The sequence below is a fragment of the Xanthomonas protegens genome (assembly GCF_038442435.1).
Classification (GTDB): domain Bacteria; phylum Pseudomonadota; class Gammaproteobacteria; order Xanthomonadales; family Xanthomonadaceae; genus Xanthomonas_A; species Xanthomonas_A sontii.
The window spans coordinates 374,082-387,034 of record NZ_JAQJCQ010000001.1 but is presented as its reverse complement, the minus strand read 5'-3'; the positions used below and the strand labels follow the sequence as shown (position 1 = coordinate 387,034).

Genomic DNA, 12,953 nt, shown 5'->3' with positions numbered 1-12,953 from the left:
GGGCCGCGCACGGGCGCGATGGAGGCCGGGCATGAAGGTGGTGCATGTGGTGCGCCAGTTCCATCCGTCGGTGGGCGGCATGGAGGAGGTGGTGCTGAACATCGCGCGCCGCCATCTGCAGCAGGGCCGCGACCAGGTCGAGGTGGTGAGCCTGGACCGGGTGTTCACCGATCCGCAGCAGCGCCTGGCGCCGCGCGACAGCCACCAGGGCGTGCCGATCGTGCGCTTGCCGTACCGCGGCTCCTCGCGCTATCCGCTGGCGCCGTCGGTGCTGGCGGCGGTGCGCGGCGCCGATCTGCTGCACGTGCATGGCATCGACTTCTTCTACGACTTCCTGGCCCTGACCCGGCCGCTGCACCGTGTGCCGATGATCGTGTCCACCCATGGCGGCTTTTTCCATACGACCTATGCCTCGCGCCTGAAGATGCTCTGGTTCAAGACCCTCACCCGGGCCTCGGCACTCGCCTACGCGCGGGTGGTGGCGACCAGCGAGAACGACGGCCAACTGTTCTCGCAGGTGGTCGCGCCGCGGCGGCTGCGGGTGATCGAGAACGGGGTGGACGTGGACAAGTTCGCCGGGCAGGGCAGTGCCGTGCCGGGGCGCACGTTGATCTACTTCGGGCGCTGGTCTGTCAACAAGGGCCTGCTGGAGACGTTGGACCTTTTGCGCGCGCTGGCCGCGCAGGATCCGGCCTGGCAATTGATCGTGGCCGGGCGCGAGTACGACTTCAGCGTGGCCGACCTGCAGCAGGCGATCGCCGAGCGCGGCCTGCAGCAGCGGGTACGCCTGCAGGTGGCGCCGACCCAGGCGCAACTGGCGCAGTTGCTCGGCAGCGCGCAGTACTTCGTGTGCCTGTCGCGGCACGAGGGGTTCGGCCTGGCCGCGGTGGAAGCGATGAGCGCGGGGCTGCTGCCGATCCTCAGCGACATCCCGCCGTTCGCGCGCCTGCACCGCGAGTCGGGGCAGGGCGTGCTGGTCGACCCGGCCGATGCGCAGGCGGCCGCGGCCACGGTGCGCGCCTTCGCCGCCGCCACCGATGCGGACTTCGCCGCGCAGCGCGCGGCGGCGATGGCCTACGCGCATCGCTACGACTGGGACCGCGTGGTCGGCGCCTATCTGGACGAATACCGCCTGGCGCTGGGCGGCGCGGAGGGCGGACGATGAGCGGCGAGAGCCAGCGCCACGGTACGTCGCAGCAGGCCGCGCCGGCGGTCACCGTGCTGCTGTCCACCGAGCGCCCGACCGCGACCACCAATCCCTACCTGACCCAGCTCTATGCGGCGCTGCCGCCGCAGGTGCAGCTGCGCTTCTTCTCGATGCGCGCGGCGCTGCTGTCGCGCTACGACGTGCTGCACCTGCACTGGCCGGAGTACCTGCTGCGGCATCGCACCGCGCTCGGCACCCTCGCCAAGCAGCTCTGTGTCGCCGTTCTGCTGCTGCGGCTGCGCCTTGCCGGGGTGCCGCTGGTGCGCACCCTGCACAACGTGGCGCCGCACGAGGACAAGGGCTGGCGCGAACGCCTGTTGCTGCGCTGGATCGACCGTCAGACCGCGCGCTGGATCCGCATCAACGCGACCACGCCCGAACGCGCGCCGGCCACCGACACCATCCTGCACGGCCATTACCGCGACTGGTACGCGCCGCTGCCGCAACCGCCGCGCGTTCCCGGGCGCCTGCTGCACTTCGGGCTGCTGCGCCCGTACAAGGGCGTGGAGACGCTGATCGCGACGTTCGGCGCGCTGCCCGATCCGCAACTCAGCCTGCGCATCGCCGGCAATCCGATCGATGCGCAGATCCGCGGTGTGGTCGAGCGCGCCTGCGCCGAGGATCCGCGGATCAGCGCGCGCCTGCAGTACGTGGAGGACGCGGTGCTGGCGCAGGAGGTCTGCGAGGCCGAACTGGTGGTGCTGCCGTACCGGCAGATGCACAACTCCGGCACCTTGCTGCTGGCGCTGTCGCTGGCGCGCCCGGTGCTGGCGCCGTGGAGCGAGGCCAATGCGGCCATCGCCGACGAGGTCGGCGCGCAGTGGGTGCAGTTGTACCGGGGCGAGCTGGATGCGGCGCAACTGGCGCAGGCCCTGGCGCAGGCGCAGCAGTTGCCGGCCGACGCCGTGCCGGACCTGTCGCGGCGCGACTGGAACGGCATCGGCCTGCAGCACTACCGCAGCTATCTGCAGGCGCTGACCGCGCGCCGCGGGGAGGGCGCATGAGCAGCGCCGAGACCCCGCGGCCGGCGGCGCCGCAACCCGGGCTGGGCGCGCGCGCGGCAGGCGGCGCGGCGGTGACCATGGCCGGGCAGCTGGCCAAAATGGTGGTGCAGTTCGGCGGCATCATTCTGTTGGCGCGGCTGCTGACGCCCTACGACTACGGCCTGATGGCGATGGTGACGGCGATCGTCGGCATGGCCGAGATCCTGCGCGACTTCGGCCTGTCCTCGGCGGCGATCCAGGCCAAGCACGTCAGCCGCGAACAGCGCGACAACCTGTTCTGGATCAACAGCGGCATCGGCCTGGCGTTGGCGATCGTAGTGTTCCTGTCCTCGTCGTGGATCGCGCACTTCTACCGCGAGCCGGCCTTGCTCGGCATCTCGCAGGCGCTGGCGGTGACCTTCCTGTTCAACGGCATGACCACGCAATACCGCGCGCACCTGAGCCGCGCGCTGCGCTTCGGCCAGGTCTCGCTGAGCGATGTCGGCGCGCAGGTGCTGGGCCTGCTGGCCGGCGTCGGCGTGGCCCTGGCCGGCTACGGCTACTGGGCGCTGGTCTGGCAACAGGTGGTGCAGGCGCTGGTCAATTTGTTGATCGCCGGCGCCTGTGCGCGCTGGCTGCCGCGCGGCTACCGGCGCGATGCGCCGATGCGCACCTTCCTGAGCTTCGGTTGGAACCTGATGGCGGCGCAGTTGCTCGGCTATGCCAGCCGCAACGTCGGCCAGGTGATCATCGGCCACCGCATCGGCGCCGAGGCGCTGGGCCTGTACAACCGCGCGTTCCAGCTGCTGATGATGCCGCTGAACCAGATCAACGCGCCGGCGACCTCGGTGGCCTTGCCGGTGCTGTCGCAGCTGCAGGACGATCCGCCGCGCTTCGGCAACTTCCTGCTGCGCGGGCAGACGGTGATGGTGCACCTGATCGTCGCGCTGTTCTCCTTCGCCTGCGCGCTGGCGATGCCGTTGATCGTGCTGGTGCTCGGCGAACAGTGGCGGCCGGCGGTGCCGCTGTTCCAGGTACTGACGCTCGGCGGCATCTTCCAGACCGCCTCCTACGCCACGTACTGGGTGTTCCTGGCGCTGGGCCTGATGCGCCAGCAGCTGGTGTACTCGGTGGTGGGGCGGGTGATGCTGATCGCCTGCATCTTCGCCGGCTCGCTGTGGGGCGTGATGGGCGTGACCGTGGGCTACACGCTGGGCTTGCTGGTGATGTGGCCGCTGTCGGTGATCTGGATCGCGCGCATCGCGCCGCAGATCCCGGCCTGGGAGTTGTTCAACAACGCCCTGCGCGCGGTGCTCGGCTACGGCGTCTGCGGCGTTGCCGCGTACTTCGCCGCACAGCAGTGGGGTGGCGCGTCGTTGTGGCTGCAACTGATCGTCGGCGCGGTGGCGATGGCGCTGGGCTGCCTGCTGGTGTTCGCGCTGTGGCCGGCGTTCCGCCGCGACGTGCTGGCGATCCTGCAGATGCGCACGCTGCTGCGCCAGGCGCGGGGACCGCGATGAACGCCGGACTGCCGCGTCTTTCTTTCCCTTCCATCCGCCTAGGAGCGAGCGCATGAGCGATTCTTCCGCAGCGGCGCTGCCCACGTCAGCGCCGAGCGCAGCCGCCACCGGCCGGCCGCCGTGCTACCTGGTGCTGTCGGCGCACGACTACCGCACGCCGCGCCGCGCCAACATCCACTTCATTGCCGACGAGCTGGCCAAGCGCGGCCCCACGCGCTTCTTCTCGCTGCGCTACAGCCTGCTGTCGCGACTCAAGGGCGACCTGCGCCTGTCGCTGGATGCCACCGCCAACCAGGTGGTTCGCCACAACGGCGTGGACTGCTATCTGTGGCGCGCGCTGCTGCATCCGTTCAACACCCGGCGGCGCTGGCTGCGGCCGCTGGAAGACCTGATGTTCAAGCTGTACGCGGCGCGCGCGCCGGCCACGCTGATCCGCTGGATGCGCGAGGCCGATGTGATCGTGTTCGAGAGCGGCATCGCGGTGGCGTTCATCGCGCTGGCGGCGCGGATCAACCCGACCGCACGCAAGGTGTACCGCGCCTCCGACGGCTTGAGCACGATCAACGTCGCCGACTACATCGAGCGCGAGTTCGACCGCGTGGCGCCGAGCCTGGACGTGATCGCGCTGGTGTCGCCGGCGATGGCCGAGGAGGTCGCCAGCCGTCACAACGTGTACCACGTCGGCCACGGCGTGGACCACGACCTGCACACGTTGGGCGACCCGTCGCCGTACGGCGAGGGCATCCATGCGGTGGCGGTGGGGTCGATGCTGTTCGATCCTGATTTCTTCGTCGCCGCCAGCCGCGCCTTCCCGCAGGTCACCTTCCACGTGATCGGCTCGGGCATGGGGCGTGCGCCGGGCTATGGCGACAACGTGGTGGTGTACGGCGAGATGAAGCACGCCGAGACCATCCGCTACATCAAGCACGCCCGCTTCGGCATCGCCCCGTACGCGTCCGAGCAGGTGCCGGCGTATCTGGCCGACAGTTCGATGAAGCTGCTGCAGTACGACTTCTTTGGCCTGCCGGCCGTCTGCCCCAATGCCGTGGTCGGCCGCTATCCGTCGCGCTTCGGTTACACGCCCGGCGACGAGGCGTCGATCGTCACGGCGATCGGGCAGGCGCTGCAGGCGCCGCACGTGCGCCATCGGCAGTGCCTGAGCTGGTCCGACACCACCGACCGGGTGCTGGACCCGGCCGCCTACCCGGAGACCCGTCTGTTCGCCGACGGCGTGGCCTGAGTCCACGCCCCGGCTTGTCCGCCGTACACCCCGCGCAACCAAGGAGGACCGATGTCCGCATTGCAAAAATGGATCGATTACGAAGAGCGCCGGGCGCTGTTCTGGTGGAAGCCGAAGAACGGCGAGATCAACGTCGGCGATCACCTCTCCAAGATCATCGTCTCCAACGTGCTCGGCCAGCGCGACCGCACCTTGCTGGACAAGCGCGACAAGCGCACGCGGCTGATCGCGATCGGGTCGGTGCTGCATTTCGCCCGCGATGGCGACACCGTGTGGGGCAGCGGCGTCAATGGCAAGATTCCCGCCGACCGCCATACCTTCCGCCAGCTCGACGTGCGTGCGGTGCGCGGCCCCAAGACCCGCGCGTTCCTGCGCGAGCGCGGCCTGCAGGTGCCGGAGGTCTACGGCGATCCGGGTCTGCTGATGCCGTTGTTCTTCCCGCGCGAGGCGCTGTTGGCGCCATCGGCGCGGCAGCCGTTCCTGGTGGTGCCGCATTTCAACGAACCGTTGGACAAGTATGCGCAGTACAAGGACCACCTGGTGCTGCCGAATCGCCAGCCGGCCGCCTTCGTGCGGCAATTGCTCGGCGCCGACCTGGTCGTGTCCAGTTCCCTGCACGGACTGATCCTGGCCGAGGCCTACGGCGTGCCGTCGGTGTACCTGGACTGGGGCAACGGCGAGGACCGCTTCAAGTACGACGACTACTACGCCGGTACCGGCCGCGGCCGCTGGCATGCCGGGCACACGGTGGAGGAATGCGTGGCGCTGGGCGGCAATACCGTGTTCGACCTGGCCGCGGTGCAACGCGGCCTGCTGGAGAGCTTTCCGCATGACCTCTGGTGAGCGCGCGACCGGCGAGGTGCTGGCGCTGGGCGGTTATCCGATCCTGCGCAGCACCGAGGCCGAGTTCGTTGCCGCGTTGCTGCAGGCGCTGGCGCGCGGCGAGCGCCGCCAGGTGTTCTTCGCCAACACCAATTTCGTGGTGCAGTGCCAGGCCCTGCGCGAGCGCCTGGCCGCGGCGGACGTGTGCATCGTCAACGACGGCATCGGCATGGACCTGGGCGCGCTGCTGGTGCACGGCCGCCGCTTTGCCGGCAATCTCAACGGCACCGATCTGATTCCGGCGCTGTGCCGGCAGAGTCCGCGTCCGCTGCGCTTCTTCCTGCTCGGCGGCCGTCCCGGCGTGGCCGACGCCGCGGCGCAGACCTTGCGGCAGTCGCTGGGGCAGCAGGTGGTCGGTACCTGCGACGGCTATGCCGAGTTTGCCGCGGCCGGCGACGGGCTGGCCGCGCGCATCAACGCCAGTGGCGCCGACGTGCTGCTGGTGGCGTTCGGCAATCCGCTGCAGGAGCGCTGGCTGCTGCAGCAGGCGGGGCAATTGCAGGTGCCGCTGGCGTTCGGCGTGGGCGCGCTGCTGGACTTCCTGTCCGGCACCGCGCGGCGTGCCCCGGCCTGGGTGCGCCGGCTGCGCCTGGAATGGATCTACCGCCTGCTGCGCGAGCCGCGGCGCCTGCTCAAGCGGTACAGCTGGGATCTGATGGTGTTCTTCGCGCTGTGCCTGCGGCATGGCAGGCGGCTGGGCGCCACGCCGCCTGCACGGGACTCGCTGCGCCCCTCGTGATGTCGAGCGGCCGCCGCCGAGGAAATGGCGCGGCCTGACATCCGCACGGCCACGCGCCGGATTAGACTGGAGGCATGTCCAGCGCCGCCGCTTTCCGAATCGCCGCCTTGGTGCGCGACCTGTCGCTGCTGCCGCACCCGGAAGGCGGGCGCTACGCGCGCGTGCATACCTCGGCCTTGACCGTGCAGCACGAGCAGACGCTGCGCCCGGCCTGTACCGCCATCCGCTTCCTGCTGGCGCAGGGCGAAGTCAGCAATTGGCACCGCATCGATGCCGACGAGACCTGGCAATGGGAAGAGGGCGGGGCACTGGAACTGCTGGGCTTCGATCCGCAGCATGGCCTGCAGCGCTACCGCCTGGATGCCAGCGAGCGCGGTGGCATGCCGTCGGTGGTGATCGCGGCCGGCACCTGGCAGGCTGCGCGTCCGCTGGCCGACTACTGCCTGGTGCGCTGCGTGGTGGCGCCGGGGTTCCTGTGGGAGCGCTTCGAACTGCTGGCGGACACCGATCCGCTGGCCACGCACCTGCCGAAGCTGGCGGACTGATGCCGGGGCGGCGCGGGGTGCGCGCGGCGACCGCGCCGGGGACCGTGGCGCGCAGGCTCGGCTCGGCGTTGTGCCTGGCGGCGGCGTTGCTGGCAGCGGGCGTGCCCGCCGTGCAGGCGCAGACCGCGATGCCGGCCGCACCAGCTCATCCGCCGGTGGTCGACCTGGAGGCGGTGCTGGTGAGCGGGCGCCAGCCCGGCCCGGGGCTGTGGCAGGTCCGCCGCGGCGATCACGTGCTGTGGATCCTCGGCACGGTGTCGCCGCTGCCCAGGCGCATGCAGTGGGAGTCGGGCGAAGTGGAGCGGGTGATCGCCCAATCGCAACAGGTGATCGCGGCGCCGACCCTCACCCTTGACTCGGGCCTGGGCATGTTCCGCAGCCTGATGCTGCTGCCGTCCTTGCTCAAGGCGCGGCGCAATCCCGACGACCGCACCTTGCAGCAGGTGCTGCCGCCGGAGCTGTATGCGCGTTGGCTGCCGCTGAAGGCGCGCTACCTGGGCCGCGACGGCAGCGTGGAACGCTGGCGGCCGGTGTTCGCGGCGCAGGAGCTGTACGAAGCGGCGATGCGCACCTCCGGCCTGAGCCTGGGCAGCGTCGTGCAGCCGGTGATCGAGCGTGCGGCCAAGCGCGCCAGGGTGCCGATCGTGCCGGTGGTGGTGGAGGTCAAGGTGCCCGACGCCAAGCGTGCGCTGCAGGAGTTCCGGGCGACCTCGCTCAACGACAGCGCCTGTTTCGCGCGCACCCTGCAGGTCATCGATCGCGACCTGGAGACGATGCGCCAGCGCGCCAATGCGTGGTCCGAAGGCGATCTGGACACGCTGGCCGCGCTGCCCGCCAACGATCAGTACCGGGTCTGCCTGGACGCGGTCGGCGAAGCGGCGATCGCGCGCAAGTTGGGCCTGGGCGATGTGCGCCAGCGTGCGCAGGCGGCCTGGTTGCAGGCGGCCGAGCGGGCGCTGGCGCAGAACCGCTCCAGTTTCGCGGCGTTGCCGATGCAGACCCTGCAGGAGCCGGGCGGGCCGCTGGATCGGCTACGCGCCAGCGGCGCCGAGGTGATCGCGCCTTAGGTCACGCGCTGGAGGCGCCGGCGCAATCGGAAGCGACATGAGGCACATCAAGCATCGTGCGCAATGCCGCAAGCAGGCACGGCATGCGCCAACCGCCGTGCCGTTACCCGCAATCGCGGCGGGTCAGCCCGCCGCGGTACGCGGTGCGCTGGCGCTGGTGTCCAGTTGCGGCCAGCGCTTCAGCACCGCGGCGCGGATGCCGGCGGCGTCGATGCCGGCTTCGGCCAGCAGTTGCTCGCGGCTGGCGTGGTGCTGGAACGCATCGGGCAGGCCCAGGTGCAGCACCGGGCGCAGCACGCCTTCGGCGTTGAGCAGCTCGGCCACGCCTGAACCGGCGCCGCCGGCCACCACGTTGTCCTCGATGGTCACGAAGCCTTCGTGGCTCTGCGCAAGCTCCAGCAGCAGGGCGCGGTCCAGCGGCTTGACGAAGCGCATGTTGACCACGCTCAGGCCCAGCTCGTGGCCGACCTGTTCGGCCGCTGCCAGGGGCGCGCCGAACGCCAGCAGCGCCACCGTGTGGCCCTGCGCGCGCACTTGCGCCTTGCCGATCGGCAGGGGTTCCAGCGTGGTCCCGGGGGCGATCCCGGGGCCGGTGCCGCGCGGGTAGCGCACCGCGGCCGGGCCGGCATGGCGCAGGCCGGTGCTGAGCAGTTGCCGGCACTCGGCTTCGTCGGCCGGCGCCATCACCACCAAGTGCGGCACGCAGCGCAGGAAACTCAGGTCCAGGTTGCCGGCATGGGTGGCGCCATCCGGGCCGACCACGCCGCCGCGATCGATCGCGAACAGCACGTCGAGCTGCTGCACCGCCACGTCGTGCACCAACTGGTCGTAGCCGCGCTGCAGGAAGGTGGAATAGATCGCCACCACGGGCTTGGCGCCGTGCACGGCCATGCCCGCGGCCAGGGTCACCGCGTGCTGCTCGGCGATGGCCACGTCGAAGTAGCGCTGCGGGTATTCCTTGCTGAAGCGCACCAGGCCCGAGCCCTCGCGCATCGCCGGGGTGATCGCCAGCAGCGCCGGCTCGGCGGCGGCCATGTCGCAGATCCAGTCGCCGAACACGTCGGTGTAGGTCGGCGCCTTGGCGCCCGGCTTGGCCACAAGGCCCTTGCTCGGATCGAACGGGCCCACGGCGTGGTAGCCGATCTGGTCGCCCTCGGCCAGTTCGTAGCCCTTGCCCTTGGTGGTGATGACATGCAGCAGCTGCGGACCCTTCAGGGTCTTGAGCGTCTTCAGCGCGCCGAGCAGCGCCGGCAGGTCGTGGCCGTCGATCGGGCCGGTGTAGTGGAAGCCCATTTCCTCGAACAGCGTGGACGGCACGAACATGCCCTTCCAGTGCTCCTCCCAGCGGCGCACGAAGCGCGCGGTGGGGTTGCTCTTCTTGTCGCCGAGGATCTTCTTGCCGCCTTCGCGGATGGCGTTGAGGGTCTTGCTGCCGCTCATCCGCCCCAGCATCTTGGTGACCCCGCCGACCGCCTCGGAGATCGACATGCGGTTGTCGTTGAGGATCACCAGCAGGTTCGGTTCCGGGTCCATGCCGCCGGCGTGGTTCAGCGCCTCGTAGGCCATGCCCGCGGTCATCGCGCCGTCGCCGATCACCGCCACCACCTTGCGCTCGTCGCCCATGCGCTGCAGCGCCACCGCCATGCCCAGCGCGGCCGAGATCGAGGTGGAGGAATGGCCGACGCCGAAGGTGTCGTACTCGCTTTCCTCGCGCTTGGGGAACGGCGCCACGCCGTCCGCCTGCTTGACCGTGTGGATGCGGTCGCGGCGCCCGGTGAGGATCTTGTGCGGGTAGGTCTGGTGGCCGACGTCCCACACCAGCTGATCGACCGGCGTGTCGTAGAGGTAGTGCAGGGCGACGGTGAGTTCGATCACGCCCAGTCCGGCGCCGAAGTGGCCGCCGCTCTTGCCGACGCACTCGATCAGAAAGGCACGCAGTTCCTCGGCGATGGTCGGCAGCTCCGATTCATCGAAGCGACGCAGTTCTTCGGGGACCTGGATGCGCGAGAGGCGCGGATAGCGGGTGGGGTCGATCATCGGAATGGAGGTTCAGCGGACCTGTCATTTTCCTCTCCATTCCGGGCACGCGCAATCAACCCGTTCATCCGCGGGCGCGTGGATGGCCGGTTTCGGCCGGGGTGCGGCAATCCGTCGCAGCGGGTGTGAGGGCGGCGTGAGGCCGCGCGGCTACAGCGAGAGCTTCGAACGCTTCGGCAACTGCGCCTTCAGGAACGACATCTGGTCGGCCAGGATGTTGCGGTTGGACAGGATCAGGTGCTCGATCCAGCTCGGCCGGTACGGCACCGCCAGCAGCGGCATCGACGCCTGCTGCGGGGTGCGGTTGCCCTTGCGCGAATTGCAATGGAAGCAGGCGGTGACCACGTTCTCCCAGATGTCGCGGCCGCCCTTGGACACCGGCAGCACATGGTCGCGGGTCAGTTGTGGGCGGCTGAACTGCTGGCCGCAGTACAGGCACAGTTGCGCGTCGCGGGCGAACAGCGCGGTGTTGGTCAGGGTTGGCGTGGGGTCGAGCGCACGCGCATGCGCGTGGCCGCGCGCGGCGATGATCGGATGCAGCTCCAGCACGCTGCGCTCGCCGCTGGCGCGACAGATGCCACCGTGGATGTGCAGGCACGGCTCGCCGAGGGTCCATGCCACCGCGCCGCGTGCGTACAGGCAGGCGGCGTCCTGCCAGTTGATCCAGTCCAGCACGCGGCCATGCGCGTCCAGCGACAGCAGCCGGACCGAAGGCAGGTGGGAAGGGGACGCCGCAGGCGACGGGACCGCGGCCGAGGCGCCGCAGGCCCCGGTATCGATCAGACCAAGCGTTGTTGTGTCTGTCTCCATCGGGAAGACAGCTTATACCCGATTGGTGACGGTTTGTGTATCGGTCGCGGCGGGCCGTGCGGCCCCGGCACGGCGTGCATGCCGGGGCTGTGTTCGGACGTGGATGTGCGACTCAGAACTGCGCGTCGGCCAGCGTCATCAGCGGCGCGGCGCCGCTGTCGATGGCCGCGGCGTGGGTCAGCGTGCGCGGCAGCAGGCGGGCGTAGTAGAAGCGCGCGGTCTCGCGCTTGGACTGCTTGAACGCCTCGCCATGCGCCGAGGCCTCGGCCGCGGCGACGCTGCGCGCCCACCAGTAGGCCAGCACCACGTAGCCGGAATAGAACACGTAGTCGTAGCTGGCCGCGCCCAGTTCCTCGGGATTGCCGGCGGCGCGCTGCAGGATGCGCTTGGTCAGCGCCGCCCACTCGGTGGCCTTCTCGCGCAGCGGCGCGACGAATTCGGCCACCGCCGGGTTGTCGGCGTGCTCGGTCAGGAAGGCCTCGATCTGCGCCAGGAACAGCTTCAGCCCCGCGCCCTGGCTGGACGCGGTCTTGCGCCCGATCAGGTCCAGCGCCTGGATGCCGGTGGTGCCTTCGTACAGGGTGGTGATGCGGGCGTCGCGCGCCAGCTGCTCCATGCCGTGTTCGTGGATGTAGCCGTGGCCGCCGAAGCACTGCAGGGCGTGATAGGTGTTCTCCACCGCCCACTCTGTCTGGCAGGCCTTGGAGATCGGGGTGAGGAAGCTGACCAGCACGTCGGCCCGCTCGCGCTCGGCCGGGTCCTGCGCGCTGTGCGCGATGTCGATCAGGGTGGCGGCATGCAGCGCCAGCAGGCGGCTGCCTTCGGTCAGCGCCTTCACCGTCAGCAGCATGCGGCGCACGTCCGGGTGCACCAGGATCGGGTCGGCCGGCTTCTCCGGCAGTTTGGCGCCGCTCAGCGAGCGCGACTGCAGGCGCTCGCGGGCGTAGTGCAGCGCGTTCTGGTAGGCGCGCTCGGACAGGCCGATGCCCTGCAGGCCGACGCCGAGGCGGGCGGTGTTCATCATAGTGAACATGGCCTGCAGGCCCTTGTGCGGCTGCCCGACCAGGTAGCCCTCGGCGCCATCGAAGTTCATCACGCAGGTGGCCGAGCCGTGGATGCCCATCTTGTGCTCCAGAGAGCCGCAGCGCAGCGCGTTGCGCTCGCCGACGCTGCCGTCGCGGGCGACCTTGAACTTCGGCACCACCAGCAGCGAGATGCCCTTGGCGCCGGCCGGCGCGTCCGGCAGCCGCGCCAGCACCAGGTGCACGATGTTGTCGGTGAAGTCGTGCTCGCCAGCGGTGATGAAGATCTTGGTGCCGCTGACCGACCAGCTGCCGTCGGCGTTGGGTTCGGCGCGGGTCTTGAGCAGGCCTAGGTCGGTGCCGCAGTGCGGTTCGGTCAGGCACATGGTGCCGGTCCAGCGGCCATCCACCAGCGGCTTCAGGAACACCTCCTGCTGCCAGGCCTCGCCGTGCTGCTTGAGCGCCTCGACCGCGCCGTGCGACAGCAGCGGGAAGTTGCCCCAGGCCAGGTTGGCGGCGTTGACCATTTCGTTGAGCGGCACGCCGAGGGTGTGCGGCAGGCCCTGGCCGCCGAACTCGGCGGCGGCGGTCAGCCCGGTCCAGCCGCCCTCGGCGAACTGCCGGTAGGCCTCGCGGAAGCCGGGCGCGGTGGTCACCGCGCCGGTGGCCTTGTCCAGGGTGCAGCCGTGCTCGTCGCCGACCCGGTTCAGCGGCGCCAGCACGGTGCCGGTGAAGCGCGCCGCTTCCTCCAGCACCGCGTCGATCAGTTCGGCATTGGCGTCGGCATGGCCGAGGCGGGCGAACAAGGCCTCCACCTGCAGCACGTCGTGCAGCGCGAAGCGGAGATCGGTCAACGGGGCTTGATAGGTGCTCATGCGATCGCTCGTGACGAGGGCCGCGG

The 12,953-nt window shown here is 70.2% G+C and carries 11 protein-coding genes; 8 read left to right on the top strand and 3 right to left on the bottom strand.

The window, feature by feature from the left end; translation table 11 throughout:
- Positions 1-31 precede the first annotated feature (31 nt).
- The 8 genes from PIQ37_RS01665 (at position 32) to PIQ37_RS01630 (ending at position 8,183) form a co-directional block, all read left to right on the top strand.
- On the top strand, positions 32-1,165 hold the full coding sequence (locus tag PIQ37_RS01665; protein ID WP_342072114.1) for a glycosyltransferase family 4 protein: 1,134 nt from the start codon (positions 32-34) through the stop codon (positions 1,163-1,165).
- Positions 1,162-2,211 carry a glycosyltransferase gene (locus tag PIQ37_RS01660; RefSeq protein ID WP_342072113.1) on the top strand — a complete coding sequence of 350 codons (1,050 nt, stop codon included), beginning with the start codon at positions 1,162-1,164 and terminating at the stop codon, positions 2,209-2,211. Before PIQ37_RS01665 ends, PIQ37_RS01660 begins: the two co-directional genes overlap by 4 nt.
- On the top strand, positions 2,208-3,710 hold the full coding sequence (locus PIQ37_RS01655) for a lipopolysaccharide biosynthesis protein (RefSeq protein ID WP_017910242.1): 1,503 nt from the start codon (positions 2,208-2,210) through the stop codon (positions 3,708-3,710). Before PIQ37_RS01660 ends, PIQ37_RS01655 begins: the two co-directional genes overlap by 4 nt.
- A 52-nt stretch (positions 3,711-3,762) precedes the next feature.
- A complete protein-coding gene (locus tag PIQ37_RS01650; RefSeq protein WP_342072112.1) occupies positions 3,763-4,950 on the top strand; it encodes a GumK N-terminal domain-containing glycosyltransferase in 1,188 nt (395 codons plus the stop codon).
- A 51-nt stretch (positions 4,951-5,001) separates the two neighbouring features.
- Positions 5,002-5,793: a polysaccharide pyruvyl transferase family protein gene (locus PIQ37_RS01645; protein WP_017910240.1), complete on the top strand. Its 792-nt coding sequence runs from the start codon at positions 5,002-5,004 to the stop codon at positions 5,791-5,793.
- On the top strand, positions 5,780-6,571 hold the full coding sequence (locus PIQ37_RS01640) for a WecB/TagA/CpsF family glycosyltransferase (RefSeq protein ID WP_342072111.1): 792 nt from the start codon (positions 5,780-5,782) through the stop codon (positions 6,569-6,571). Before PIQ37_RS01645 ends, PIQ37_RS01640 begins: the two co-directional genes overlap by 14 nt.
- A 74-nt stretch (positions 6,572-6,645) precedes the next feature.
- Positions 6,646-7,116: a cupin domain-containing protein gene (locus PIQ37_RS01635; protein ID WP_048489941.1), complete on the top strand. Its 471-nt coding sequence runs from the start codon at positions 6,646-6,648 to the stop codon at positions 7,114-7,116.
- The gene (locus tag PIQ37_RS01630) at positions 7,116-8,183 is read left to right on the top strand and encodes a TraB/GumN family protein (RefSeq protein ID WP_342072110.1); all 1,068 of its coding nucleotides are present in this window, start codon (positions 7,116-7,118) and stop codon (positions 8,181-8,183) included. Before PIQ37_RS01635 ends, PIQ37_RS01630 begins: the two co-directional genes overlap by 1 nt.
- Before the next feature lie 123 nt (positions 8,184-8,306).
- Here the strand turns inward: PIQ37_RS01630 and dxs are convergent, their stop codons facing one another.
- The 3 genes from dxs to PIQ37_RS01615 form a co-directional block, all read right to left on the bottom strand.
- Positions 8,307-10,220: a 1-deoxy-D-xylulose-5-phosphate synthase gene (gene dxs, locus PIQ37_RS01625; RefSeq protein WP_342072109.1), complete on the bottom strand. Its 1,914-nt coding sequence runs from the start codon at positions 10,218-10,220 to the stop codon at positions 8,307-8,309.
- Between the two features lie 150 nt (positions 10,221-10,370).
- Positions 10,371-11,030: an HNH endonuclease gene (locus PIQ37_RS01620; RefSeq protein WP_026143548.1), complete on the bottom strand. Its 660-nt coding sequence runs from the start codon at positions 11,028-11,030 to the stop codon at positions 10,371-10,373.
- Positions 11,031-11,142: 112 nt separating this feature from the next.
- The gene (locus PIQ37_RS01615; RefSeq protein ID WP_342072108.1) at positions 11,143-12,927 is read right to left on the bottom strand and encodes an acyl-CoA dehydrogenase C-terminal domain-containing protein; all 1,785 of its coding nucleotides are present in this window, start codon (positions 12,925-12,927) and stop codon (positions 11,143-11,145) included.
- Positions 12,928-12,953: the final 26 nt, after the last annotated feature.